Source organism: Mycobacterium sp. NPDC003449, from assembly GCF_053588415.1.
This window is the reverse complement of sequence record NZ_JBSFPX010000018.1, coordinates 1-25,695: the sequence shown is the minus strand read 5'-3', so window position 1 is coordinate 25,695 and position 25,695 is coordinate 1. Positions and strand designations below refer to the sequence as shown.

General features: G+C 67.5%; 21 protein-coding genes. 19 read left to right on the top strand and 2 right to left on the bottom strand.

All coding sequences use genetic code 11. The annotated features are described in order from the left end of the window. The first annotated feature begins 94 nt into the window (after positions 1–94). From ACWDTP_RS07850 to secA, 8 genes are all read left to right on the top strand, one after another. Positions 95–1,399, top strand: a complete 1,305-nt coding sequence (locus ACWDTP_RS07850) for a lipase family protein (RefSeq protein ID WP_450018252.1) — start codon at positions 95–97, stop codon at positions 1,397–1,399. 740 nt (positions 1,400–2,139) lie between these two features. Next, positions 2,140–2,772, top strand: coding sequence for a dTMP kinase (locus tag ACWDTP_RS07845; RefSeq protein WP_450018250.1), 633 nt, complete (start codon positions 2,140–2,142; stop codon positions 2,770–2,772). A 52-nt stretch (positions 2,773–2,824) separates the two neighbouring features. Continuing rightward, positions 2,825–3,511, top strand: a complete 687-nt coding sequence (gene mtrA, locus ACWDTP_RS07840) for a two-component system response regulator MtrA (RefSeq protein WP_450018248.1) — start codon at positions 2,825–2,827, stop codon at positions 3,509–3,511. Between the two features lie 40 nt (positions 3,512–3,551). Further along, the gene (gene mtrB, locus ACWDTP_RS07835) at positions 3,552–5,210 is read left to right on the top strand and encodes an MtrAB system histidine kinase MtrB (RefSeq protein WP_450018318.1); all 1,659 of its coding nucleotides are present in this window, start codon (positions 3,552–3,554) and stop codon (positions 5,208–5,210) included. Beyond that, on the top strand, positions 5,207–6,964 hold the full coding sequence (gene lpqB, locus ACWDTP_RS07830) for an MtrAB system accessory lipoprotein LpqB (protein WP_450018246.1): 1,758 nt from the start codon (positions 5,207–5,209) through the stop codon (positions 6,962–6,964). The genes mtrB and lpqB overlap by 4 nt, the downstream gene beginning before the upstream one ends. A 121-nt stretch (positions 6,965–7,085) precedes the next feature. Continuing rightward, positions 7,086–7,715, top strand: a complete 630-nt coding sequence (locus ACWDTP_RS07825; RefSeq protein ID WP_450018244.1) for a ComF family protein — start codon at positions 7,086–7,088, stop codon at positions 7,713–7,715. Between the two features lie 303 nt (positions 7,716–8,018). Further along, positions 8,019–8,681: a ribosome hibernation-promoting factor, HPF/YfiA family gene (gene hpf, locus ACWDTP_RS07820; RefSeq protein WP_450018316.1), complete on the top strand. Its 663-nt coding sequence runs from the start codon at positions 8,019–8,021 to the stop codon at positions 8,679–8,681. Between the two features lie 166 nt (positions 8,682–8,847). Beyond that, positions 8,848–11,721 (top strand): preprotein translocase subunit SecA, encoded by a 2,874-nt coding sequence (gene secA / locus ACWDTP_RS07815; RefSeq protein ID WP_450018242.1) that lies wholly within the window; start codon positions 8,848–8,850, stop codon positions 11,719–11,721. On the opposite strand, the gene ACWDTP_RS07810 is transcribed toward secA, so the two are convergent. Next, a complete protein-coding gene (locus tag ACWDTP_RS07810) occupies positions 11,718–12,254 on the bottom strand; it encodes an Rv3235 family protein (RefSeq protein WP_450018240.1) in 537 nt (178 codons plus the stop codon). The genes secA and ACWDTP_RS07810 overlap by 4 nt on opposite strands. Before the next feature lie 166 nt (positions 12,255–12,420). On the opposite strand from ACWDTP_RS07810, the gene ACWDTP_RS07805 reads away from it, so the two are divergent. Then, positions 12,421–13,830 (top strand): WS/DGAT/MGAT family O-acyltransferase, encoded by a 1,410-nt coding sequence (locus tag ACWDTP_RS07805; protein WP_450018238.1) that lies wholly within the window; start codon positions 12,421–12,423, stop codon positions 13,828–13,830. Between the two features lie 61 nt (positions 13,831–13,891). Further along, positions 13,892–15,712: a BCCT family transporter gene (locus ACWDTP_RS07800; RefSeq protein WP_450018237.1), complete on the top strand. Its 1,821-nt coding sequence runs from the start codon at positions 13,892–13,894 to the stop codon at positions 15,710–15,712. Between the two features lie 73 nt (positions 15,713–15,785). Here ACWDTP_RS07800 and ACWDTP_RS07795 read toward each other — a convergent pair whose 3' ends face one another. After that, on the bottom strand, positions 15,786–16,598 hold the full coding sequence (locus ACWDTP_RS07795) for an IclR family transcriptional regulator (RefSeq protein WP_450018235.1): 813 nt from the start codon (positions 16,596–16,598) through the stop codon (positions 15,786–15,788). Positions 16,599–16,761: 163 nt separating this feature from the next. Here ACWDTP_RS07795 and ACWDTP_RS07790 point away from each other — a divergent pair, with 163 nt between their 5' ends. The 9 genes from ACWDTP_RS07790 (at position 16,762) to ACWDTP_RS07750 (ending at position 25,538) form a co-directional block, all read left to right on the top strand. Then, positions 16,762–18,153, top strand: a complete 1,392-nt coding sequence (locus tag ACWDTP_RS07790) for a sulfatase family protein (protein ID WP_450018233.1) — start codon at positions 16,762–16,764, stop codon at positions 18,151–18,153. Between the two features lie 30 nt (positions 18,154–18,183). Beyond that, positions 18,184–19,572: an MFS transporter gene (locus ACWDTP_RS07785; protein WP_450018231.1), complete on the top strand. Its 1,389-nt coding sequence runs from the start codon at positions 18,184–18,186 to the stop codon at positions 19,570–19,572. Beyond that, positions 19,569–19,937 carry a YidH family protein gene (locus ACWDTP_RS07780; RefSeq protein WP_450018229.1) on the top strand — a complete coding sequence of 123 codons (369 nt, stop codon included), beginning with the start codon at positions 19,569–19,571 and terminating at the stop codon, positions 19,935–19,937. The genes ACWDTP_RS07785 and ACWDTP_RS07780 overlap by 4 nt, the downstream gene beginning before the upstream one ends. Before the next feature lie 3 nt (positions 19,938–19,940). Further along, complete coding sequence (locus ACWDTP_RS07775; RefSeq protein ID WP_450018227.1) at positions 19,941–20,246, top strand: DUF202 domain-containing protein; 306 nt, start codon at positions 19,941–19,943, stop codon at positions 20,244–20,246. 80 nt (positions 20,247–20,326) lie between these two features. Next, the gene (locus tag ACWDTP_RS07770) at positions 20,327–20,836 is read left to right on the top strand and encodes a DUF6912 family protein (RefSeq protein ID WP_450018225.1); all 510 of its coding nucleotides are present in this window, start codon (positions 20,327–20,329) and stop codon (positions 20,834–20,836) included. 28 nt (positions 20,837–20,864) lie between these two features. Then, positions 20,865–22,286 carry an amidohydrolase family protein gene (locus ACWDTP_RS07765; protein ID WP_450018224.1) on the top strand — a complete coding sequence of 474 codons (1,422 nt, stop codon included), beginning with the start codon at positions 20,865–20,867 and terminating at the stop codon, positions 22,284–22,286. 69 nt (positions 22,287–22,355) lie between these two features. Then, complete coding sequence (locus tag ACWDTP_RS07760) at positions 22,356–23,492, top strand: ferredoxin reductase (protein ID WP_450018222.1); 1,137 nt, start codon at positions 22,356–22,358, stop codon at positions 23,490–23,492. Positions 23,493–23,560: 68 nt separating this feature from the next. Further along, positions 23,561–24,799 (top strand): fatty acid desaturase family protein, encoded by a 1,239-nt coding sequence (locus tag ACWDTP_RS07755; RefSeq protein WP_450018220.1) that lies wholly within the window; start codon positions 23,561–23,563, stop codon positions 24,797–24,799. A 109-nt stretch (positions 24,800–24,908) separates the two neighbouring features. Further along, positions 24,909–25,538: a TetR/AcrR family transcriptional regulator gene (locus tag ACWDTP_RS07750; RefSeq protein WP_450018218.1), complete on the top strand. Its 630-nt coding sequence runs from the start codon at positions 24,909–24,911 to the stop codon at positions 25,536–25,538. The last annotated feature ends 157 nt before the right edge of the window (positions 25,539–25,695 follow it).

Here is a 25,695-nt window from a genome sequence, read left to right as displayed (position 1 = left end):
TGGGGCACTTTTGCGTCTGCTCGGCAATAGTAACCGGAACGCTTACCGCGATTTCGGCACCCGTGCACCGCCGCCCTTGTTACGGTTCCGCGTCATGGGGCGGGTGTGGGGGATTCTCGTTGTGCTGTTGTTGATCGGATGCACCGAGCTGACGCCGGCGCATGCCGATCCGTCCAATGACAATCACGACCCGATCTTCAACGAGGACGAGTACACCGAGTTCTACACCCCGCCCGACCCGCTGCCGGGCGGGCCGGGAGACCTGATCCGCTCCGAGCCGTCGCGGCTGGTGCTGGAGCCGTCCGGTCAGCTCGGCATGATCGTGGCCGACGGAACGCGAATCATGTACCGCAGCACCGATGCTCGCGGCAATCCGATGGCCGTGACGGGCACCTACTTCGAGCCGCACAATGCCTGGCCGGGGCAGGGGCCGCGGCCGTTGATCGTGTACGGGCCGGGCACCCAGGGGCAGGGTGACCAGTGCGCGCCGTCGCGGCAGTTCAACCAGGGCATCCACTGGTCGCCGTGGCTGGACATCGCGTTCAACTACGAGGAACTGTTCGTCGCGACCATGGTGGCGCGCGGGTTCGCCATCGTGATGACCGACTATCAAGGCCTCGGGACGCCCGGTCTGCACACCTACGTCAACCGGGTCGCCGAGGGCAACGCCATGATCGACGCAGGCCGCGCCGCGATGAAACTGCCCGAAACATCCCTGGATCCCCATGGGCCCGTGGGGTTTTGGGGCTACTCACAGGGCGGGGGAGCGGCGGCGTCGGCCGCCGAGCTCGCCCCTTCCTATGCGCCGGACCTGCACGTGGTGGGCACCTACGCTGGCGCACCGCCGGCCGATCTCAAGGAGTTGTTCCCCTACGCCGACGGCAGCGCACTGGTCGGGGTGGTGGGTTATGCGTTGAACTCCGTGATCACCACCTACCCGGAGTTCGAGGACGTCATCCGGTCCAAACTCACGCCGCGCGGGGCCGACCTGCTGCAGAAGGTTCAGGACCAGTGCATCGCAGAGACGATCACCAAGTTCATGTTCCGGCATCTGCAGCCCTACTTCAACGTCGACATCCACCAGGCGGTGAACGAGGAGCCGTTCAGCACGCTGTTCGATATGCAGAAGATCGGCAAATACAAACCCGATGCGCCGGTGATGATCCTGAGCAACCGATTCGATCCGCTGGTGCCGTGGACGGCGGCCAACCAGCTGGGCCGGGACTGGTGCGCGCAGGGTGCCGATGTGCAGTTCTGGACCAACGAACAGCCCCCGTTCCTGAACAAGCTGGTGATCAACCATGCGCTGCCGATGCTGGTCGACGGGGAACGCGCCATGCAGTGGATGGCCGACCGCTTCAACGGGTTGCCCACGACGCCCAATTGCGGGCAGTTCTGATTGGCCCAGTGTGAAGAAGATTGCGTGATTTCTCGGAATTCACGCAATCTTCTTCACACTGGGCGCCCGCTACGACGTCATCGTGGTCCGGCAGGTGGTTGGCCCGGGTATGGGTTGGGCCAACCGCCGCCGGGATGTGGCGGTGGCGCTTGCGGTGGCCACCCGCCGGGTTGCTGAGGTGGTGAGGTGTACGGGTAGCCCTGGTAGGGATAGGGCCACCCCGCATGGGGATTGGCCTGTTGGTTGGGCGGCCACGCGGCCCCCGGCGGCGGGGGTGTTTGCCAATATCCGTGAACTGGAGGGTACTGGGGTTGACGCCGATTCGACTTCGTCACCGCCCAAACGAGGAGCCAGATGACGGCGCCAATGGCCAGCAGAGGCACAGCCGCCGCCCCGACGGCCCGCCCCGGATGGGACTCGGCCGCCAGGTTCAATGCCATTTGTACGGTCGTCATCGTGGGTCCCCTCCTGCTGGATTGGGCACGCCGACGGCCCGGTTCGTCCCAGCATAGGGCGTATTCACGGGTGCGATTCACACGTATTCCGGGCGACAGCGCGCCTCAGCCACTCGATGCCGGCGATCGTGGCGAATGCCAAAGGAACCGACAAAATGTCCTGGCGCGCACGAGCAGTCTCCCGTTGGTGACGGCAGTTCTGATTGGCCCAATGTGAAGAAGATTGCGTGATTTCTCGAAAACCTGGCGATCTTCTTCACATTGGGTGCCCGCTACGCTGCGTCTGTGCTCATCACGATCGAGGGTGTCGACGGCGCGGGCAAACGCACCCTGACCAACGGTCTGCGGGCCGAGTTCGAGTCCGCGCACCAGTCGGTGGGCAGCCTGGCGTTCCCGCGCTACCACCAGTCGGTGCCCGCCGACCTGGCCGCCGAGGCCTTGCACGGCGCCCACGGTGACCTGGCCGACTCGGTCTATGCGATGGCCACCCTGTTCGCCCTGGACCGGGCCGGTGCCCGGGAACAGATCGAGCACCTGCTGGCCGCCTACGACGTCGTCATCCTGGACCGCTACGTCGCCTCCAACGCCGCCTACAGCGCAGCCCGGCTGCATCAGGGCGCCGACGGCGAAGTCGTGGCCTGGGTCCGCGACCTCGAGTTCGGCCGGCTCAAACTGCCCGCCCCGGACTGGCAGGTGCTGCTCGACGTGCCCACCGAACTGGCCGCGCAGCGGGCCGAGCACCGAGCGAACACCGAAGCCGACCGCGCCAAGGACGCCTACGAGCGCGACGGCGGCCTGCAGCGGCGCACCGGCGAGGTGTATGCGGCCCTGGCTGCCGCCGAGTGGTCCGGCCGGTGGGCCGTCGCGGGCCCCGATGTGGCCCCCGCAGCGCTCGCAGGGCGGTTACGCAGCGGATAAAGCCGAGACACCCGCGTGTGGTAGCCGAGTTTTATCGCGAACTGGTGACACCATGGACACCATGAGGCAAAGGATCCTTGTCGTCGACGACGACCCATCGCTGGCCGAGATGCTCACCATCGTGTTGCGCGGTGAGGGATTCGACACCGCGGTCATCGGCGACGGCAGCCAGGCGCTCACCGCCGTCCGCGAGCTGCGGCCCGATCTGGTGCTGCTGGACCTGATGCTGCCCGGCATGAACGGGATCGACGTGTGCCGGGTGCTGCGCGCCGACTCCGGTGTGCCGATCGTCATGCTGACCGCCAAGACCGACACCGTCGACGTGGTCCTGGGCCTGGAATCCGGCGCCGACGACTACGTGATGAAGCCGTTCAAGCCGAAGGAACTCGTCGCCCGGGTACGGGCCCGGCTGCGCCGCAACGACGATGAGCCCGCCGAGCTGTTGTCGATCAGCGACGTCGAGATCGACGTGCCCGCCCACAAGGTGACCCGTCAGGGCGAGCAGATTTCGCTGACTCCGCTCGAATTCGACCTGTTGGTGGCGCTGGCACGCAAACCGCGGCAGGTGTTTACTCGTGATGTGCTGCTCGAACAGGTGTGGGGATATCGCCACCCCGCGGATACCCGTTTGGTGAACGTGCATGTCCAGCGGTTGCGGGCCAAGGTCGAGAAGGACCCGGAGAACCCGCAGGTGGTGTTGACCGTTCGAGGAGTGGGATACAAGGCCGGACCTCCGTGATCTCACGGCTCGAAGGTGCAGTCTCCGCCCGGCGGTGGCCGTGATCTTCGGTTCCAGACGCCGTATCCGTGGGCGCTGGGGAGGTACCGGCGCGCTGCTGCGCGGGCTGGGCGCGCTCGGGCGGGCGCTGAGCCTGGTGTGGCGGCGTTCGCTGCAGATGCGGGTCGTGAGCCTGACGCTGGGGCTGTCGCTGGCCGTCATCCTGGTCCTCGGCTTCGTGTTGACCAGCCAGATCACCGACCGCATCCTCGAGGTCAAGGTCAGGGCCGCCACCGAGGAGGTGGAGCGGGCCCGCAACACCGTCAGCGGCATCGTCGGCGGTGAGGAGTCCCGTTCACTCGACAGCAGCCTGCAGCTGGCCCGCAACACCCTGGTCGACCGCAAGGCCGATGTGCGTGCGGACGTGGCCGGTGCCTTCGACGCGGTGCTGGTGGTCCCCGGGGACGGTCCGCGTGCGGCCACCGCGGCCGGTCCGGTGCAGCAGGTGCCGGATGCGTTGCGGGATTTCGTCCAGGCCGGTCAGGTCAGCTACCAGTACGCCACGGTGAACACCGACGGGTTCTCCGGCCCGGCGCTGATCGTCGGCAGCCCGACCTCCTCGTCGGTGCCCAATCTTGAGCTCTACCTGATTTTTCCGCTCAACAACGAGGAAAGCACCATCTCGCTGGTTCGCGGCACCATGCTCACCGGCGGGGTGGTGCTGCTCGGCCTGCTCACCGCGATCGCACTGGTGGTGGCCCGCCAGATCGTGCAGCCGGTGCGGTCGGCGTCCCGGATCGCCGAGCGGTTCGCCGAGGGGCATCTCACCGAACGGATGCCGGTGCGCGGCGAGGACGATATGGCCCGGCTCGCGGTCTCGTTCAACGATATGGCCGAAAGCCTGTCGCGCCAGATCCAGCAGCTCGAAGAATTCGGAAATCTGCAGCGCCGCTTCACCTCCGATGTCAGCCACGAACTCCGCACACCGCTGACCACGGTGCGCATGGCCGCCGATCTGATCCACGACCACGCCGAGGATCTCGACCAGGCACTGCGCCGCTCCACCGAGCTGATGGTCAGCGAACTCGACCGGTTCGAGACGCTGCTGGCCGATCTGCTGGAGATCTCGCGCCACGACGCCGGCGTCGCCGAATTGTCGGTCGAGTCGGTCGATCTGCGCTCGACGGTGCAGAGCGCACTCGACAACGTCGGGCACCTGGCCTCCGACGCCGAGGTCGAACTCGACGTCGACATGCCCGGCGACGAGGTGATCGCCGAGGTGGATCCGCGTCGCGTGGAACGGATTCTGCGCAACCTCATCGCCAACGCCATCGATCACGCCGAACGCAAACCGGTGCGGATCCGGATGGCTGCCGACGAGGACACCGTGGCCGTGACGGTCCGCGACTTCGGCGTCGGCCTGCGTCCGGGGGAGGAGAAGCTGGTGTTCAGCCGGTTCTGGCGATCCGACCCGTCGAGGGTGCGGCGCTCCGGCGGCACCGGTCTTGGCCTGGCCATCAGCATCGAGGACGCCCGCCTGCACCAGGGCAGGCTGGAGGCCTGGGGTGAGCCGGGCAACGGCGCCTGCTTCCGGCTGACCCTGCCCCTGGTGCGCGGTCACAAGGTGACCACCAGCCCGTTGCCACTCAAACCGATGACCCAGAAACGAGACCCGCGTCGGCCCGCCAGGGATCGTGAGCCAGCGGAGGAGAGCGTGTGAAGCGGCTGCTGACGGCATTGATCGTCGGCCTGGTGGTAGTGACGTCCGGTTGTGCGGGGATTCCCAGTTCGTCCTCACCGCAGGCGATCGGCACGGTCGACCGGCCTGCGCCCCCGAGTCTGCCCACACCGACTCCGGATATGGACCCCGACGTTCTGCTGCGCGAATTCCTCAAGGCCACCGCCGATCCGGCCAACCGTCATCTGGCGGCCCGGCAGTTCCTGACTGAATCGGCGTCCAGCGGATGGGACGACGCGGGCAGCGCCTTGCTGATCGACCGGGTTGTGTTCGTCGAAACCCGTAGTGCTGACCGGGTTTCGGTCAGCATGCGGGCCGATATCCTCGGATCGCTCTCGGACATCGGGGTTTTCGAGACCGGGGAGGGCGCCCTGCCCGATCCTGGCCCCATCGAGCTGATCAAGACCTCGGGCGGCTGGCGCATCGATCAGCTGCCCAACGGGGTTTTCCTGGACTGGCAACAGTTTCAGTCCACCTACAAGCGCAATACGCTCTACTTCGTCGACCCCACCGGCACCACGATGGTGCCCGACCCGCGCTACGTGGCGGTGTCCGACCCGGATCAGCTGGCCACCGAACTGATCTCCAAACTCGTCGCCGGGCCGCGTCCGGAGATGGCGAAGTCGGTGCGCAACCTGCTCGACACACCGCTGAAGATGCGCGGGCCGGTGACCCGCGCCGACGGTGGGAAGACCGGTATCGGCCGTGGCTACGGCGGGGCGCGCATCGACCTGGAGAATCTGTCCACCACCGATCCGCACAGCCGCCAACTGCTTGCCGCGCAGATCATCTGGACGCTGGCCCGGGCCGGGATCAGCGGACCGTACGTGATCAACGCCGACGGCGCCCCGCTCGACGACCGGTTCGCCGACGGTTGGCAGACCTCCGATGTCGCCGCCAGCGATCCCGGCGCGGCGCCCGGTGCCGCGGCCGGGCTGCACGCACTGGTCGGCGGATCGCTGGTATCCCTGGACGGGCAGCGGACACCGAGGGTCCCCGGTTCGTTCGGGGATGCGCCCAATCAGGTCTCGGCGGCGTTGTCGCGCAACGGCCAGGACGCGGCCTCGGTGGTGGTGTTGCCGGCCGCGCCGGATCCGGCCGCGTCGCTGTGGATCGGACCGCTGGGTGGTGCCGCGGTGCAGGCCGTCGAGGGCCGCACGGTGTCCCGCCCGAGCTGGTCGCTGGATCAGGCGGTGTGGGTGGTGGTCGACGGTGTCAACGTGATGCGGGCCATCCGGGACGCCTCGGGCGCGCCGGCCCGCATCCCGGTCGACGCCGGGGCGGTGACCTCGCGTTACCCGGGACCGATCACCGATCTGCAGCTGTCCCGCGACGGCACCAGGGCCGCGATGGTGATCGCCGGGCAGGTGATCATGGCCGGCATCGAGCAGACCCAGGACGGGCGGTTCCTGCTGACCTATCCGCGACGGCTGGGTTTCGGGCTCGGCGACTCCGCGGTGTCGCTGGCCTGGCGCACCGGTGACGACATCGTGGTCAGCCGCACCGATCCGCAGCATCCGGTCTCCTACGTCAACCTGGACGGGGTGAACTCCGACGGCCCGAGCCGCGAGCTGGCGATGCCGGTGACCACCGTCGCGGCCAACCCGTCGACGGTGTATGTGGCCGACTCGCGCGGCGTGCTGCAGCTGTCGGCGTCGGCCAACGAGGACAACCCGGGCTGGGTCGAGGTGCGCCCGCTCATGGTGGCCGGGGCGATTCCGGTGCTGCCCGGCTGAGATCGCGGGCGATGCGCCGATTTCCGCCCCAGGGCTGCGCTCGCGCGCGATCCACGACCCGCAGGTAGAAATCGGCACCCGACGACGCACCGATGTCGGCCCCGGTGGGCACACTGCGGCCATGCTCGACCTCATCCTGCCGCTGGAATGCGGGGGCTGCGGGGCACCGTCGACGCGATGGTGCCCCGGCTGCGCACGGGAGCTGACGGTCCGCGAGGACGAACCGCACGTGGTGAGCCCGCGGACCGACCCGGGAGTTCCGGTGTTCGCGCTGGGCCGCTACGCGGGTCCGCGACGCCGTGCCATCGTCGCGGCCAAGGAGAAGGGCCGCGCCGACCTCACGGCACCGTTGGGCGCCGCCCTGAGTGATGGCCTGGACCGCCTGCTGACCTGGGGCGTCCTCACCACCCCGGTGACCATCGTCCCCGCGCCCACCCGCCGGATCGCCGCCCGGCGCCGCGGGGGTGATCCGGTCACCCGGATGGCGTCGGTCGCGGTGGCCGGACGGCACGGAATCGGGCTGGTGCAGGCGCTGCGGATGCGGGCCCTGGCGCGTGACTCGGTCGGGCTGTCGGGCACCGCCAGGCAACGCAACATCGCCGGACGGGTCCGGTTGATCGGGGCGGTGGCGCACGAGGCGGTACTGGTCGACGACATCGTCACCACCGGGGCCACCGCAACCGAATCGGTTCGGGTGCTGCGCTGCGCCGGTGTCCGGGTGGCTGCGGTGCTGGCCATCGCCCATGCCTGACGTGCACGGAAATTACTTGCCAATCAAACCGACATGAAGAACTGAAAACACGTCCGCGAAATCGGTGGCACGATCCGGTGAACACGGACTACCGTCGGCAGCAACCACCCGTGAAGAGTCACGGCGGCGCTCTCGATACAGCGCCACTTCACCGCACACCGGTAGGAGGTGAGTACTCGACACCTTGCGCCGACGGGCGGAGCGACCAATCTTTGGCTCGTCGCCGCAATTCGTTAAAGCCCGGCACGCGACGCGCGTGCAACGAGTGAGAGAAACGAGTTGCCAAGTATGTCAACCAATTCCCTGGATTCAGGCCGCACGATGGTGGTCGAGGATCGCGACGCAGAAGCCGCCCAGGAACCCAACGCAGAGGTCGTGGTCAAGGGGCGCAATGTGGAGGTTCCCGAGCACTTCCGGATGTACGTCGCGGAAAAGCTGTCGCGCCTGGAGCGATTCGACCGGACCATCTACCTTTTCGACGTCGAACTTGACCACGAACGCAACCGTCGTCAGCGCAAGAACTGTCAGCATGTCGAGATCACCGCCCGTGGCCGGGGCCCGGTCGTACGCGGCGAAGCCTGCGCGGACAGCTTCTACGCCGCACTGGAATCAGCGGCAGCCAAACTCGAGGCCCGGCTGCGCCGCAGCAAGGACCGGCGCAAGATCCATTACGGGGACAAGAGGCCGGTCTCGCTGCACGAGGCCACCTCGCACGATCTGCTGCAGGGAGCGGCGGTGACACCCACTCCGGAGGCCACCGAAGCCGACGGTCTCGACGATCACGAACCCGGCCGGGTGGTGCGGACCAAGGAACATCCGGCCAAACCCATGACCGTGGACGACGCCCTCTACGAGATGGAGCTGGTGGGCCACGACTTCTTCCTGTTCCACGACAAGGAGAGCGACCGGCCGTCGGTGGTGTACCGACGCCACGCCTACGACTACGGATTGATCCGCCTGGCCTGATCCGGCCACCGGTCGCAGAATCGCACTCCGGAGCTTTCCGGGGTGCGATTTTGCCTGTTGTCGCCGGCTCGAACAGCGACTTTGCCTTGTCACCTACGATGGACCTCGACTAAAGCCCGTGTGATCCCGACCAACGGGGTCCACCCATACCCACAGGGGAAACAGCGTGCTCGATAAGTTGCTCCGTCTCGGTGAAGGCCGCATGGTCAAGCGCCTCAAGAAGGTGTCGGACTATGTCAACACCTTGTCCGATGACGTCGAGAAGCTGTCCGACGCCGAGCTGCGGGGCAAGACCGACGAGTTCAAGAAGCGAATAGCCGACGACCAGAGCGGCGAAGCCCTCGACGATCTGCTGCCCGAGGCGTTCGCCGTGGCCCGCGAGGCGGCCTGGCGGGTGCTCTCCCAGCGTCACTTCGACGTGCAGGTGATGGGCGGTGCCGCGCTGCACTTCGGCAACGTCGCCGAGATGAAGACCGGTGAGGGCAAGACCCTGACCGCGGTCCTGCCCGCCTACCTCAACGCACTCTCCGGTGACGGCGTGCACATCGTCACCGTCAACGACTACCTGGCCAAACGCGACAGCGAGTGGATGGGCCGGGTGCACCGGTTCCTGGGGCTGGAGGTCGGCGTCATCCTGTCGGGCCTGTCCCCGGAGGAGCGCAGAACCGCCTACCACTCCGACATCACCTACGGCACCAACAACGAGTTCGGCTTCGACTACCTGCGCGACAACATGGCCCACTCGACCGACGACATGGTGCAGCGTGGCCACAACTTCGCCATCGTCGACGAGGTCGACTCGATCCTCATCGACGAGGCCCGCACCCCACTGATCATCTCGGGCCCCGCCGACGGCGCGTCGAACTGGTACACCGAGTTCGCCCGGCTGGCCCCGCTGATGGAGAAGGACACCCACTACGAGGTGGACCTGCGTAAACGCACCATCGGTGTGCATGAGCTCGGGGTCGAATTCGTCGAGGACCAGCTCGGCATCGAGAACCTGTACGAGGCCGCGAACTCGCCCCTGGTCAGCTACCTCAACAACGCGCTGAAGGCCAAGGAGCTGTTCACCCGCGACAAGGACTACATCGTGCGTGACGGTGACGTGGTCATCGTCGACGAGTTCACCGGCCGTGTGCTCGTGGGCCGCCGCTACAACGAGGGCATGCACCAGGCCATCGAGGCCAAGGAGCACGTCGAGATCAAGGCCGAGAACCAGACCCTGGCCACCATCACGCTGCAGAACTACTTCCGGCTGTACAACAAGCTGTCCGGGATGACCGGCACCGCCGAGACCGAGGCCGCCGAGCTGCACGAGATCTACAAACTCGGCGTGGTGCCGATCCCGACCAACAAGCCGATGATCCGCGCCGACCAGTCCGACCTGATCTACAAGACCGAGGAAGCCAAGTACATCGCGGTCGTCGACGATGTGTCCGAGCGGTACGAGAAGGGCCAGCCGGTCCTGATCGGCACCACCAGCGTCGAGCGCTCGGAGTATCTGTCGCGTCAGTTCACCAAACGCAAGATCCCGCACAACGTGCTCAACGCGAAGTACCACGAGCAGGAGGCGGGCATCATCGCCGAGGCCGGCCGGCTCGGCGCGATCACGGTCGCCACCAACATGGCCGGCCGCGGCACCGACATCGTGCTCGGTGGGAACGTCGACTTCCTGGCGGACAAGCGGCTGCGGGGCAAGGGCCTCGACCCGGTGGAGACGCCCGAGGACTACGAGGCGGCCTGGGAGGACACCCTCACCACCATCAAGGACGAGGCCAGCGACGAGGCCGAGAAGGTCGTCGATGCGGGCGGCCTGTACGTGCTGGGCACCGAACGTCACGAGTCCCGCCGGATCGACAACCAGCTGCGCGGCCGCTCGGGCCGCCAGGGCGACCCGGGCGAGTCCCGGTTCTACCTGTCGCTGGGTGACGAGTTGATGCGACGGTTCAACGGCGAGACCCTGGAGTCACTGCTGAACCGGCTCAACCTGCCCGACGATGTGCCGATCGAGGCGAAGATGGTGTCGCGCGCCATCAAGAGCGCCCAGACCCAGGTCGAGCAACAGAACTTCGAGGTCCGCAAGAACGTCCTCAAGTACGACGAGGTGATGAACCAGCAGCGCAAGGTCATCTACGAGGAGCGCCGGCTGATCCTGGAGGGCGAGAACCTCGCCGAACAGGCCCACAAGATGGTCGTCGACGTCGTCACCGCCTACGTGAACGGGGCCACCGCCGAGGGCTACGCCGAGGACTGGGACCTCGAAACCCTGTGGACCGCGCTCAAGACGCTCTACCCGGTCGGCGTCGACCACCACGACCTGATCGACTCCGACGCGGTCGGTGAGGCCGGCGAGCTGACCCGCGAGGAACTGCTCGACACCCTGGTCTCCGATGCCGAACGGGCCTACGCGGCGCGGGAGAAGGAACTCGAGGAGCTGGCCGGCGAGGGCGCCATGCGCCAACTCGAACGCAACGTCCTGCTCAACGTGATCGACCGCAAGTGGCGCGAGCACCTCTACGAGATGGACTACCTCAAGGAGGGCATCGGCCTGCGGGCGATGGCGCAGCGCGACCCGTTGGTGGAATACCAGCGCGAGGGCTACGACATGTTCGTCGGGATGCTGGACGCGCTCAAGGAGGAATCGGTCGGCTTCCTGTTCAACGTGCAGGTCGAGGCCGTGCCGTCGCAGCCCAGCGCCGAGGTGGCGCCGGTGGCGGCCCCGCCGAACCTGGCCGAGTTCGCCGCGGCGGCCGCGGCGACCAAACCGTCCGGCGGCGCCGAACCCGAGGACTCGGCGGTGGCCACCAAGGAGCGACCGGCCCAGCCGGCTTCGGCCTTGCGCGCCAAGGGAATCGACAACGACGCCCCGCCGCTGACCTACACCGGCCCGTCCGAGGATGGTTCGGCGGAAGTGCAGCGGACGGGTGGTGGCGGTCGGCACGCCGCATCGACCGGCGGCGGTACCCGGCGGGAGCGTCGCGAGGCCGCCAGGCGCCAGGCCAAGGCGGACCGGCCGGCGAGGTCGCACCGCAAGGGTTAGCCGATCTGCAGCGCCGTCATTTGCCAACGGCCGCCGCGGATCTCGACGCGCGCCGCGATGGCGCGGACCCGTCCGGCGCGGGTGTAGGTGGCGAACACCTCGGCGGCGGCGGGCGCGTCCGCGGCGCCCAGCCGCACCCGGCGCAGCTTGGCGGTCGCCCCGCCGGGCCGTGACCGGGCCAGCGCGACGACCACGTCGATCACCAACGGGCTCATCAGGGTTCGCAGCTGGGCCGGCGGGCGGCGTCGGTCGACGACCTCCAGGGTGCGGCGCAGGGTCAGATCGGCGAATTGGGCGGCACCGGGCGGCGGCGGCACCGGCACCTGCGGCGGAGATGTGACCAACCGCAACCGGCGCGCGGGGTGACCGTGCAACGCCGGCGGGGCCGGGCACAGCCCGACCCGGGGTGGCGCGCCGAGCGGATGGGCCGGCGGCTCGTAGTCGATGACCGGTGAGGTCAGCGATGCGGGCGGGCACGGTTGCCGGGCGGTGAATTCCGGGGTGGCTTGCGGATCGGGTTCTGCGGTGGTCACGGCTCATCTCCAGCAGTCGAAGGACAGGACGACATCTGCTGGAGAGTGCAGACCTGACCATGATCGCACGGGTTGAGCAGGGTTGACGCACCCGTCATGCAGGCTGGTAGAACCGCCGGTTACCGTGGCGGGGTTCAACGCGAACACGAGGGGAGGTGGGCGCCGAATGGTGATGAGGCTGTCGGCGTCCGACGCGGCGTTCTACCACCTGGAGGACACCTCGACGCCGATGTATGTCGGTTCGCTGTCGATCCTGCGTAAGCCGCGCGGCGGGCTGAGCTACGAGACGTTGCTGGCCACCGTCGAACAGCGTTTGCCCCAGATCCCGCGCTACCGGCAGAAGGTCCGTGAGGTGTCGTTGGGGCTGGCCCGCCCGGTCTGGGTGGACGACCCCGATTTCGACATCACCTATCACATCCGCCGGTCCGCGTTGCCCTCCCCGGGAAGCCACGCCCAACTGCATGATCTGGTGGCCCACCTGGGCTCGCGGCCGCTGGACAAGACGCGGCCCCTGTGGGCGATGTACCTGGTCGAAGGGCTCGCCAAGAACCGCATCGCCATCTACACCAAATCCCACCAGGCCCTGGTGAACGGGATGTCGGCGCTGGAGATCGGCCACGTGATCGCCGACCGCACCCAGAAGCCGCCGGAGTTCGGTGAGGACATCTGGATCCCGACCCGCGAACCCGGCGACGGTCAACTGGTGCTCGGCGCGATCGGGGAGTGGATGACCCGGCCCACCAGCCAGCTGGCGGCGCTGCGCGACACGGTCACCGAGGTGGTCACCAGCGCCAGCGAGATGGCCGCGGTGGGGCGTCGGGTCGCCGATGCGGTGCGGACCGCCGCGCGCGGGACGGCGCCCGACAGCCCGCTCAACGCCCGGGTCTCACGCAACCGCAGGTTCACCGTCGCCGACCACCGGCTCGAAGAGTATCGGCGGGTACGCGCCCGCTACGACTGCGATGTCAACGATGTGGTGCTCGCGGTGGTGGCCGGAGCACTGCGCAACTGGTTGTTGTCGCGCGGCGAGCCGGTGACCCCGAGCACGACGGTGCGCGCCATGGCGCCGATGTCGGTCTACCCCGACGCCGAGATCGACTCGACCGGACCCGGCCAGGCCATCAGCGAGGTGTCGCCGTTCCTGGTCGACCTGCCGGTCGGGGAGGGCAACCCGGTGGTCCGGTTGTCGCAGATCGCGCACGCCACCGAATCGCTCTCCACCGCGGCCAGCGTGGTCGACGCCAGGACCATCGTCACGCTGTCCGGGTTCGCACCGCCCACCCTGCACGCCATGGGCATCCGGGTGGCGACGGGCTTCTCGGCCCGGCTGTTCAACCTGCTGATCACCAACGTGCCCGGGGCGCAGAAGCAGATGTATGTGGCGGGTACCAAGTTGTTGGAGACCTACGCGGTGCCGCCACTGCTGCAGAACCAGGTCCTGGCCATCGGCGTCACCTCCTACGACGGCATGTTGTACTTCGGGATCAATGCCGACCGCGACGCCATGAGCGACGTCGATGTGGTCCCGGCGCTGTTGCGGGAGTCCCTCGATGAATTGCTGGACGCGGCCGGATAGCCGGCGGCAAAATTCAACAGCATTTGACCTCGGCCCCCATTCGCGATCTGATGAATTCACCATGGCCACTGAGATACGAAAAAGTAGATCTGACACGCGAACGCAAGAAGCCAAGAAAACCGACGCGTTGAAGTCGCCGACCGGCGACGTTGTCCCGCACCACCCCGTGCTCGATGTGCCGGTCGAGCAGAAGGCATATACCCGCCGCGCCGGCATCGACTGGGTGGTGTTCGGTGTCACCGCCGTGATCGCTCTAGGATTCCTGGTCTGGGGATTCGTCAGCACCGATTCCCTTGCCACCGCATCGGGCGGTGCGCTCAGTTGGGTGATGGCCAATGTCGGCTGGCTGTTCGTCCTGACCGCATCCGGATTCGTGGTATTCGTGATCTGGCTGGCGATGAGCCGATACGGAAACATCCCGCTGGGCCGCGACGACGATGAACCCGAATTCCGCACCGTGTCCTGGGTCGCGATGATGTTTAGCGCGGGCATGGGGATCGGCCTGATGTTCTTCGGCGTGTCCGAACCGCTGTCGCACTTTGCCTCGCCACCGCCGGGGACCGGGGAGGCGGGCAACCCGCGGGCTGCCGAGACCGCGATGGCGACGACGATGTTCCACTGGACGCTGCATCCGTGGGCGATCTACGCCGTCGTCGGCCTCACCATCGCCTACGGCGTGTACCGCAAGGGCAGGCTGCAACTGATTTCGGCGGCGTTCGAGCCACTGCTGGGCACCCGCGCGAACGGGCCGTGGGGCAAGGTGATCGATATGCTGGCGATCTTCGCCACGCTGTTCGGATCGGCGGCCTCGCTGGGGCTGGGGGCCCTGCAGATCCGCAGCGGCCTGCACATCGTCGCGGGAATCGGTGAGACCGGCAATGCCATCCTGATCGGGATCATCACGATCCTCACCGTCGCGTTCGTGCTGTCGGCGGTGTCGGGTGTCGCGCGCGGTATCCAATGGCTGTCCAATATCAACATGGTGCTGGCGCTGGCGCTGGCCCTGTTCATCTTCGTGGCGGGCCCGACCATGTTCATGCTGAACATGATTCCGACGTCGATCGGCAGTTATGTGGGCGACCTCGCGCAGATGGCGGCCCGCACCGGCGCCGAGGGCGAGGATGTCAGCACCTGGCTGCAGAGCTGGACCATCTTCTACTGGGCGTGGTGGATCTCCTGGACCCCCTTCGTCGGCATGTTCATCGCCAGGATCTCGCGGGGCCGCACCATCCGGCAGTTCGTCACCGGCGTGCTGCTGGTGCCCAGCGTGGTGTCGGTGATCTGGTTCTGCGTCTTCGGTGGCGCCGCCATCTTCGAGCAGCAGAACGGTACGGATCTGGCCGGCATGGGCAGCCAGGAGCAGCAGCTGTTCAGCCTGCTGGGTGAGTATCCGATCGCGACCGTGGCCAGCATCGTGGTGATGCTCCTGGTGGCCATCTTCTTCGTCTCGGGCGCCGACGCCGCCTCGATCGTGATGGGTTCGCTGTCCGAACGGGGCACCATCAAACCCACCCGGCCCACGGTGATCTTCTGGGGTGTCGCGACCGGTGCGGTCGCGGCGGTGATGCTGCTGGTCGGCGGCGCGGATGCACTCAACGGTCTGCAATCGATCACCATCGTCGTCGCGGTGCCGTTCGTGCTGGTGATGATCGGGCTCGCGGTATCCCTGGTGCGCGACCTGCAGCGGGATCCGGTGGTGGTGCGTCGCGAATACGCGGCCGAGGCGGTCGAGAGCGCGGTGGTCTCCGGCGTCACCCAACACGGCGACGACTTCGTGATCGCGGTGGAACGCGATCCCGAAGTTCCGGAATCCGACCAGTCCGACGAACCCGGTAAGGCCGCCGGTTCGGACAAGGAACCCTCGGCCGCCGATAAGGACTGACCTGTCGGTTGGGCGGGGGCCGGGACGTCGCGCGTGCCCGCGCGGGGCGTCCCGGCCCCCGGTCGGCCCGGCGCTACGCGGGGCTGCTCTGGACGTCGAAGCCACCGAGCCGGCCACTGGCGGCCTTCGCGGCGCGGGTCACGTGTGAGGCGAGGTCCGGCACTCGCTCGGTCGTGACGCGCATGCTGGGCCCGGCCACGCTCAGTGCGGCGACGGCGTGCCCGGTGTGGTCCAGCACTGGCGCCGCGACGCAGCGGATGTCGGCCTCGTTCTCGATGTCATCGACGGCGTAACCTCTCGCCCGAATCCGGCCCATCTCGGCGCGGAGTTCGTCGGGATCGGTGATCGTGCGCGGTGTGCGCTGGGCCAGGCCGCCGGCGATCACGGCGTCCCAGACCTCGGCAGAGGCGAACGCCAGCACGGCTTTTCCCACGCCCGAGCTGTGCATGGGCTGGCGGGATCCGATCCGCGAGATCATCCGTACGCTTCTGGGGGATTCAATCTTGTCGACGTAGACCACGTCGGGCGGTTCGGGCACCACGACGTGAACCGTTTCGCCGGTGGCCCTGGCCAATTCGTCCGCCGCGGGCCGGATCACCGGCCTGATGTCGAGCCGCTCCAGGTAGGCCTGACCCAGATATGCGGTGCGCGGTCCCAGCGTCCACCGCCGGGTGGTGGGATCCTGTTGAACCAGGCGGGTGTCGCCGAGGGCCTCGAGTAGCCGCAGTGCGGTGCTCTTGTTGAGCCCCGCCCCCTCCGCGACTTCTGCCAGCGTGGCACCGCCGGGCGCCTTGACGCCGTCGGCCAGGAAGTCGAGCAGCGAAAGTGCCCGGCGCAGCGACGACGAGCGGTTCCGTGCTGCACCCGTGACGTCGTCGTCGCCCATTCCCGTTCTCCCCACCTTGTCGTCATCCATATCGTGCCGTTCGGTCCGGCGTCGGCCAAACGACGGCGCGGGCCGCCGTGGGTTGACGCAGATCACACACGATGGTTGAGTGTATCGCAATGCAGAGTGTGATTTTGCAAGGCAAAACGAAAGCGGGCAACTGATGCCCAAGCCGAACCTCGTCATCTTCGTCAGCGACGACCAGGGGTACGGCGACCTGTCCTGTATGGGTTCGCCGGACGTCCGCACGCCGCGGCTGGACGCGCTCGCCGCCTCCGGCGCCCGCCTTACGAGTTGGTATTCGAACTCGCCGGTGTGCTCGCCATCGCGGGCCAGCCTGCTGTCCGGCCGGTATCCGGGGAACGCCGGCGTACGCAGCATCCTGTCCGGCTTCCGGACCACACCCGGGCTGAGTTCGGATGTGCCGACGCTGCCCAGGCTGCTGTCCGAAGCCGGTTACCGCACCGGCTGGATGGGCAAGTGGCACCTCGGCGGCGCACCGGGGTCGCGGCCCGCGGATCACGGCTTCGAGGAGACATTCGGATTCCACGCCGGGTCCATCGACTACTACTCGCACATCTACTACGGCGGCGACAAACGCGATCTCATCGTCGAGGGCAAGCCCAGGAAGGGCACGCCCACCCATGACCTGTGGCGCAACGGCGAGGAGGTCTACGAGGACGGCCGCTACATGACCGAGCTCATCGGTGAGAACGCCGTCGAGTTCGTCCGGGACGCCGCCGACGACGATCGCCCGTTCTTTCTCTACGTCGCGTTCAACGCGCCGCATTACCCGATGCATGTGCCGCAGCGGTACAAGGACCGGTTCCCCGACCTGCCCTGGGAGCGCCAGATCATGGCGGCGATGGTCAGCGCGATGGACGACGCGGTCGGGTCGGTGCTCGATGAGCTCGACCGCCAGGGTCTGCGCGACGACACCATGTGCGTCTTCATGACCGACAACGGCCCGTCGCGGGAAATACGCAACTGGCTCAACGGATCACAGGACCCCTATTACGGCGGTTCGGCCGGATCGTTGAAAGGTCACAAGTTCAGCCTTTTCGAAGGCGGTATCCGGGTACCCGGGATCGTCAGCTGGCCCACCCGGATACCGGCCGGCCAGGTGCTCGACGAACCGGTCGCCGCGATGGACGTCCTGCCGACGTTCGCCACCGCGGCGCGGATCCCGTTCGACGGTGCGGACCTCGACGGCCGCGACATCATGGGTGTGCTCGCCGACGGCGCGGCGAGCCCCCACGACGTACTGATGTGGGAGCAGGGCGACCAGACGGCGATCCGGGCCGGTCGATGGAAACTCGTGCTCAACGGGCGCCTCGTCGAACATGAGGGCCCACAGGACCCGGTCTTCCTGTCCGACCTCGAGTCCGACATCGGCGAGCGCAGCAACCTCGCCGACCGGCACCCCGAGATCGTCGCCGATCTGCGCGAACGCGCCGAACACTGGCGCGACGACCTCGAAGAGCGCTGGCGCACTTACTGGCTGCCCCGCATCCCCGATTACGACAGCCATGTCCAGAAGTGGTTCCTCGACTGAACCAGGCACGAACACGAAGGAAGTGACCGCGTGAGCGTTCCGGCCGGAAACACCTCGACACCGAAGGCGTCGACACCCCACCGATCGTTGCGTGGGCGGTTGGCCAGGAATCTGCGTTGGCAGCTTCCCCCCGTTCTGCTCATCGGCGCGGCGATCGCCTGGATCGACCGCGCGAATCTCGGTGTCGCGGCGCCGTCGATCCAGGACGAAATGGGGATCACGCCGTCGGAGATGGGATTCGTGCTCGGGTCCTACGCCTTCGTCCTGATCTTCATGCATCCGTTGTCCGGATGGCTGGTCGACAGGCTTCGCTCGCCGCGCTGGGTCTACTTCGGCTCGGCCATCGCCTGGTTCGTCTTCACGTCCGCAACGGCGTTGGTGCGCGGTGTGGCATCGCTGTTCGCCGTGCGCTTCCTCCTGGCGGTGGGCGAGGCGCCGCAGGCGTCGGCCGCACTCAAGGCCGCGTCGAAGTGGTTCCCGAAGCGGGAACGCGCGCTGGCGATCGGCACCTACGAGGTCGGCTCGGAGTTCGGTGGTGCAATCGCCGTGCCGATCGTCGCGGCACTGATCGCCGCCTTCGGCTGGCGCATGTCGTTCGTGACCACCGGGCTGCTCGGCCTGATCTTCGCCTTGTTCTGGCTGTGGTTCTACCGGGATCCGGAGCGCCACAAGAGAATTACGCCCGAGGAGCTCCGTTACCTCCGCGAGGGGGGAGCCCACGTCGAGGATGTCGCCGACGACGTTCCCGACGATCGCGGCCCACTCGACCAGAAGCCGGTGCCGTGGGTCAGCCTGTTCCGGTACCGCACGGTCTGGGGGCTGATGATGGTGATGTTCTGCCGGGTGTCGGTCAACTTCTTCTTCATCACCTGGTATCCGAGCTACCTGGTAGACGAGCGCGGGTTCAGTCTTCTCGAACTCGGCCTGTACGGGGCGATCCCGGGGCTGGTGGCGATCGTCGGGGATCTCCTCGGCGGCTGGTTCTCCGACCACCTCATCCGGCGTGGCACCGACCCGACCAAGGCGCGCAAGATCCCGATCACTATGGGTCTGATCGCCGGTGCCACGATCGGGCTGGCGGCACTGGCCGACACCCCGGCGGCATCGCTTGCCCTGCTGAGCGTCTCGGCCGCGGGCATCGCGTTCTGCACCGGGGCCATCTACTCCTACCCGCTGGAGGTGGCGCCCACGCAGGGCAATGCGGTGTCGATCTCCGGGCTGATGCGGGCCGGCGGCCTGATGGGCGGATTCCTCACCCCGATCCTGATCGGCTTCCAGTACGAGGCGACCGACTCCTTCGTGGTTCCGCTGCTGACCGCATCCGGCCTGCTCGTCGCGGCGATCGTGGTGCTGTTCACCGTGGTCGGCCCGGCCCGGCCGCTGCCGGTCAAGACCGCGGCCGTGGCGACCGATCAGTGACGCAGATCGATGGAGCAGTGCAGGAAGAGGATCCGGACTACCGTTTCACCCTCGCCAACGAGCGCACGTTTCTCGCCTGGGTTCGCACCGCGCTGGCCCTGATTGCCGGTGGTGTCGTGCTCGCCCAGCTGATGCCGTCATTCGGCCTGGCCGGTGTGCGGCACGTGCTGAGTTTCTGTCTCGTCGCGGGCGGTGGTGTACTCGCCGCACTGGCGGTACGCCGTTGGCAGCGGGTCCAAACCGCGATGCGGCGCAAGGCCGACCTTCCGCCCAGCCGGCTGCCGGTGCTGCTGGTCTCCTCGTTGTCGGTGATGACGCTCGTGCTGTTGGTGCTGCTCGTCAGCCTGCCATCGACCGGCCGGTGACGGATGCCGAACCAGCGTCCGCATCGGCCCGGCTTACAAGCCGAGCGCACCCAATTATCCTGGGAACGTACGGCTCTCGGCTTTGTCGCGATCGGCGGTATCCTGCTTTTCCGCCAGCACGGTCCGCTGGCCCCCGAACGGATGGGCATCACCGTGCTGGCCCTGCTGATTTCGGTGGCGGTCGTCGCGGCCGGTCAGGTACGGGCCCGCCGGATACCGGCCGCGCCGGGCCCCGCGGTTGTCTTCGTCGGATCGGCGACCGTGGTCCTCGCCGCATTGCTCGCCGGCTTCATCGTGGTGACCGCCTGAACTCCGGCGTACGCTGCGGCCGGTGATCGATATCGGTCTGGTTGTTCGTCGACCGGGGCGCCTGCGGCTAACCTCGCGGTGTGCGCGTCTACATCCCGGCGACTCTGTCGGCCCTGCAGCAGCTCGTCGCCGACCGGTCACTGCGGGTGGTGAACGGGACCGCGTTCGCGGTGACCCCGACGCTGCGGGAGTCCTACGCCGAGGGCGACGACGACGAGCTCGCCGAGGTGGCGCTGCGCGACGCCGCGCTGGCCTCGCTGCGGCTGCTGGCCATCGGCGGGCCGTCGTCGGACCTACCGCCGCGCCGCGCGGTGGTGGTGGCCGAGACGGGCCGGGACGTGGAGGTGACCGTGCGTCCCGACCTCGACGATGCGGTGGTCCGGTTGTCCGGTCCGGTGCCCGTCGACGCGGTGATCGCGGTCTATGTCGACAACGCCGACGCCGAGGCGGCGGTGCTGGCTGCGGTGGACGTTGTCGACGAGGCCGACCTGGGTGACGAGGACGCCGAGCTCACCGTCGGCGACGCCCAGGACCACGACCTGGCCTGGTATGCGCCCCAAGAACTGCCGTTCCTGCTCGAATTGCTCTGAACACCGTGAGGCCGGGAGGCTTACCTGTATGCGCAGTTTTCGCCTGATCGCGGTGCTGGTGTTGATGATGGCCGGGAGCGCGTGTGCGCCCGGGGGCGGTGACGAGCCGTCGTCCGATGCGTCGTCGACCGATGCGGCGCCGGGGAAGTCCCCGGCCGCGCCGAGCGCACCGGCCAGGGGCGGTGACGAACCGGCGACCGAGTTCCGCGATGTCAGGATCTTCGACGGACACACCGACAGGCTGTCGGCGCCGTCGAGGGTGCGGGTGCGGGGCAACCGGATCGAACGGATCTCGACCGAACCGCTGCCCGCCGAGGACGGCGTCACGGTGATCGACGGCGCGGGCCGCACCCTGATGCCGGGGCTGATCGACAACCACTGGCACACGATGTTCGTCCGGCCCCCGGCGACCCAGTTGTTGAACCTGGACGTCGGCTATCTCAACCTGCTGGGCGGCGACGAGGCGCGCGACACGCTGATGCGGGGCTTCACCACGGTCCGCGATCTGGGCGGCCCCAGTTTCGGTCTCAAGAAGGCCATCGACGAGGGCGTCACCGAGGGCCCGCGGATCTTCCCGTCCGGGGCGATGATCTCGGTGACCAGTGGCCACGGCGATTTCCGGAGCTCGGCTGACCTTCCGCGCAGTCCCGGCGGGCCGCCCTCGCGCCAGGAGGAGATGGGCGGCAGCATGATCGCCGACAGCCCCGACGAGGTGCGGCTGCGGGCCCGCGAGCAGCTCTTCCAGGGGGCGTCGCAGATCAAGCTGACCGCGGGCGGCGGGGTGTCCTCACCGCACAGCCCGCTCGACGTGGTGACCTTCACCGAGCCCGAGGTGCGGGCCGCCACCGAGGCGGCGGGCAACTGGGGCACCTACGTCGCGGTGCACGCCTACACGCCGGTCGCCATCCAACAGGCGATCCGGGCCGGGGTGAAGTGCATCGAACACGCCCACCTGATGGACGAGGCGACCGCGAAAGAGATGGCCGACAAGGACATCTGGCTGAGCACCCAACCCATCCCCGCCGAGATGGTCGGGGCGTTCCCGCCGGGCTCCGGCGAGGCCGCCAAGGCCAAGGACATCGTCGACGGCGTCGACAACGTGTACAAGCTGGCCCGCAAATATCACCTGAAGACGGCCTTCGGTACCGACATCCTGTTCTCACCCGCGCTGGCGCCCAAGCAGGGGGCGCTGCTGGCGGGGCTGGGTAAGTGGTTCTCACCCGCCGAGACCCTGGAGATGGCGACCGGAACCAATGCCCAGCTGCTGGCCATGTCCGGTAAGCGCAGCCCGTATCAGGGCAAGCTCGGGGTGGTCGAGGAGGGTGCGCTGGCCGACCTGCTGCTGGTGGACGGCGACCCGCTGGCCGACCTGAATCTGGTGGCCGACCCGGAACGCAATTTCACGGTCATCATGAAGGACGGCAAGGTTTACAAAAACACGCTGACCTGACAAATCGCGGATAATTCGGCGGGAGGAGGACTGGCTGCGACACCGTAACCTACGGTACCGTAGGTTGTCATGGCCAAGAACTACGTGAAGATCTCGGCCAATGTCGCCGATACAGTGCGCCCCACCGTCGCGGGCGCCAAGCGGAACCCCGGCTGGAATGCCCTGCGCACCATCGCCGGCCGGATCACCACGCCGCTGCTACCCGACGACTACCTGCAGCTGGCGAACCCGCTGTGGTCGGCCCGCGAACTTCGTGGTCGGGTTCTGGAGGTGCGGCGGGAGACCGCCGATTCCGCGACATTGGTCATCAAACCGGGTTGGGGGTTCTCGTTCGACTATCAGCCCGGCCAGTACATCGGGATCGGTGTGCTGATGAACGGTCGCTGGCGCTGGCGGTCCTATTCGCTGACCTCCGCCCCGGAGAAGAGTGCACGCACCATCGCCATCACGGTCAAGGCGATGCCCGAGGGCTTCCTCTCGACCCACCTGGTCGACGGCCTGGCCCCGGGGACCGTGGTGCGGCTGGCGGCGCCGCAGGGCAACTTCGTCATGCCCGATCCGGCCCCGGCGGCGGTGCTGTTGCTCACGGCGGGTTCGGGCATCACCCCGGTGATGTCCATGCTGCGTACCCTGGTGCGGCGCGGCCAGATCACCGACATCGTCCACCTGCATTCCGCTCCAACGGAATCCGACGTGATGTTCGGTGACGAACTGACCGGCCTTCAGGATGCCCATCCCGGTTACCGGCTGCGCGTGCGCAGCACCCGCGCGCAAGGCAGACTGGACCTGGAGCGGCTCGCCGAGGTCGTTCCCGACTGGCAGGAACGCCAGGTCTGGGCGTGTGGCCCGGAGGGGATGCTCAACGATGCCGAGAAGGTATGGGCGGCCGCCGGAATAGCCGGCAATCTGCATCTGGAGCGGTTCGCGGTGTCGCGGTCCGCGCCGCATGGTGCGGGCGGCACGGTGACGTTCGAGCGCAGCGGCAGGGAACTCCTGGTCGACGGTGCGACGCCGTTGATGGACGCCGGCGAGCAGGTGGGGATCCGGATGCCGTTCGGTTGCCGGATGGGCATCTGCCAGTCGTGTGTGGTGAGTCTGGTCGACGGCCATGTCCGTGACCTGCGCACCGGCGTGGAACATGAGCCGGGCACCCGGATTCAGACGTGCGTCTCGGCCGCTTCCGGCGACTGTGTATTGGACGTATAGGATTTACTGACCGGTAACCTACCCGGTCGTAGGTTACGTTACCGTAGGTAAGCGAAAGGAGGCTGACGATGGCTATTACCGACGTTCCCGCATTCGCGCATCTGACCGATGCCGACATCGAGAACCTGGGCATCGAACTCGATGCGATCCGTGCGGACATCGAAGACTCCCGAGGCGAGCGCGATGCGCGCTACATCCGTCGCACCATCGCGGCGCAGCGCGCCCTGGAGATCACCGGGCGCCTGATCCTGGCGGCCGGCTCGCGCCGTTCGGCCTGGTGGGCAGGCACCGCGACGCTGGGCGTGGCCAAGATCATCGAGAACATGGAGATCGGCCACAACGTCATGCACGGCCAATGGGATTGGATGAACGATCCCGAGATCCACTCCTCGTCATGGGAGTGGGATATGAGTGGGGCGTCCAAGCACTGGCGGTTCACCCACAACTTCATGCATCACAAGTACACCAACATCCTCGGCATGGACGACGATGTGGGCTACGGCGTGATCCGGGTGACCCGCGACGCCAAGTGGAGGCCGTTCAACCTGTACGGCAACCTGTTGTTCAACACCCTGCTGGCGGTCGGTTTCGAGTGGGGTGTCGCCCTGCAGCACCTGGAGCTCGGCAAGATCTTCAAGGGTCGCGACAACCGGACCGCGACGCTGATCCGGGTCCGCGAGTTCGCTGTCAAGGCCGGCCAGCAGCTGGCCAAGGATTACGCGGTGTGGCCCGCGCTCACCTCGCTGTCGCCCGGCGCGAGCTACAAGTCGACGCTCAAGGCCAACGCGGTGGCCAACGTCATCCGCAACGTGTGGGCCAATGCGGTGATCTTCTGCGGTCATTTCCCCGACGGCGCGGAGAAATTCACCAAGACCGACATGGTGGGCGAGAGCCGGGGCCAGTGGTATCTGCGGCAGATGCTCGGCAGTGCCAACTTCGAGAACGGCCCGGTGCTGCGGTTCATGAGCGGCAACCTGTGCCATCAGATCGAGCACCACCTGTACCCGGATCTGCCGAGCAATCGGCTCTACGAGATCTCGCTGCGGGTGCGGGCGCTGTGCGACAAGTACGACCTGCCCTACACCACGGGGTCCTTCCTGGTGCAGTACGGAAAGACCTGGCGCACCATCGCCAAACTGTCGCTGCCGGACCGGTTCCTGCGCGACACCGCCGACAACGCCCCCGAGACCCGCAGTGAGCGGATGTTCACCGAGCTCGAGGGGTTCGGGGCCACCGATCCCGCCACCGGCCGGCGGCGCGGCCTCAAGACCGCGATCGAGACCGTGCGCGGCTGGCGCCGGAAATAGTCTGTCGCGAACGTGGGCTCGGGTTCGAGAAATCGTGAAAATCTCGAACCCGGGCCCACATTCGTCTGTCGGGTGAAGTGGACCGGGGAGTTCGGTTTACAGTGGGGGAGTGCCGTCGGATCAGGATCTCACCCCGCGCCCACGGCTGACCTCGCGCGGCGCCGCCACCCGGAATCGGATCGTGGTGGCCGCGGCCGAGCTGATGCACGTCAAAGGGGTCGCGGCGACCACGATCGACGAGGTGCTGGCCGCGGGCGCGGCCAGCAAGTCGCAGTTCTACCAGCATTTCGACGATAAGACCGAGCTCGTCTACGAGGTCATCACGCTGCGCGCGGACGAAATCCTGTCCTGGCAGCGGCTGCGGCTGGAGAAGGTCGACACCTTTCGGGGACTCGACCAGTGGCGGGACGCCATGGTCCAACGCTGCTCGCTGCGCCGCGGGTTGTGGGGGTGCGAGCTCGGGTCGCTGGCCGCGGAGCTGTCCGATAGCGACGACAAGGCGAGGACCTCGCTGGCCGAACACTTCGCGCAGTGGCGCGACCTGCTGGCCGGGGCCCTTGAGCGGATTCGCGACGGCGGAGCCCTTCGCGACGATATCGATGCGAAGGGTTTGGCCACCGGCCTGCTGGCCGCCGTCGAGGGTGGCTACCTGCTGTCGCAGACCGCGCACGATCCGCGGCTGATGCAGTCGGCACTCAATATGGCGATCGACCACATCAAGTCGTATCACGCTGTCTGACAAGCACTTCTAACGGCGTCGGCCGGTGCCGACGCCGTTAGAAGGTCGCAGTGCGGTCAGGTGCTATCCGGTGTTCTCCCGGTTGCCCGGGATGGCCGTGGCCGGTCCGGGTGCCTTCACCGACGGGGTGAACAGGTTGCCGCCGGTGGGGTTGATC

Excerpts from the sequence above, each read along its gene's own strand:
- ACWDTP_RS07850 (WP_450018252.1), top strand. The coding sequence starts at position 95 with ATGGGGCGGGTGTGGGGGATTCTCGTTGTGCTGTTGTTGATCGGATGC.
- mtrA (WP_450018248.1), top strand. The coding sequence starts at position 2,825 with ATGGACACCATGAGGCAAAGGATCCTTGTCGTCGACGACGACCCATCG.
- ACWDTP_RS07825 (WP_450018244.1), top strand. The coding sequence starts at position 7,086 with ATGCTCGACCTCATCCTGCCGCTGGAATGCGGGGGCTGCGGGGCACCG.
- ACWDTP_RS07805 (WP_450018238.1), top strand. The coding sequence starts at position 12,421 with ATGGTGATGAGGCTGTCGGCGTCCGACGCGGCGTTCTACCACCTGGAG.
- ACWDTP_RS07800 (WP_450018237.1), top strand. The coding sequence starts at position 13,892 with ATGGCCACTGAGATACGAAAAAGTAGATCTGACACGCGAACGCAAGAA.
- ACWDTP_RS07795 (WP_450018235.1), bottom strand. The coding sequence starts at position 16,598 with ATGGGCGACGACGACGTCACGGGTGCAGCACGGAACCGCTCGTCGTCG.
- ACWDTP_RS07790 (WP_450018233.1), top strand. The coding sequence starts at position 16,762 with ATGCCCAAGCCGAACCTCGTCATCTTCGTCAGCGACGACCAGGGGTAC.
- ACWDTP_RS07775 (WP_450018227.1), top strand. The coding sequence starts at position 19,941 with ATGCCGAACCAGCGTCCGCATCGGCCCGGCTTACAAGCCGAGCGCACC.
- ACWDTP_RS07765 (WP_450018224.1), top strand. The coding sequence starts at position 20,865 with ATGCGCAGTTTTCGCCTGATCGCGGTGCTGGTGTTGATGATGGCCGGG.
- ACWDTP_RS07760 (WP_450018222.1), top strand. The coding sequence starts at position 22,356 with ATGGCCAAGAACTACGTGAAGATCTCGGCCAATGTCGCCGATACAGTG.
- ACWDTP_RS07755 (WP_450018220.1), top strand. The coding sequence starts at position 23,561 with ATGGCTATTACCGACGTTCCCGCATTCGCGCATCTGACCGATGCCGAC.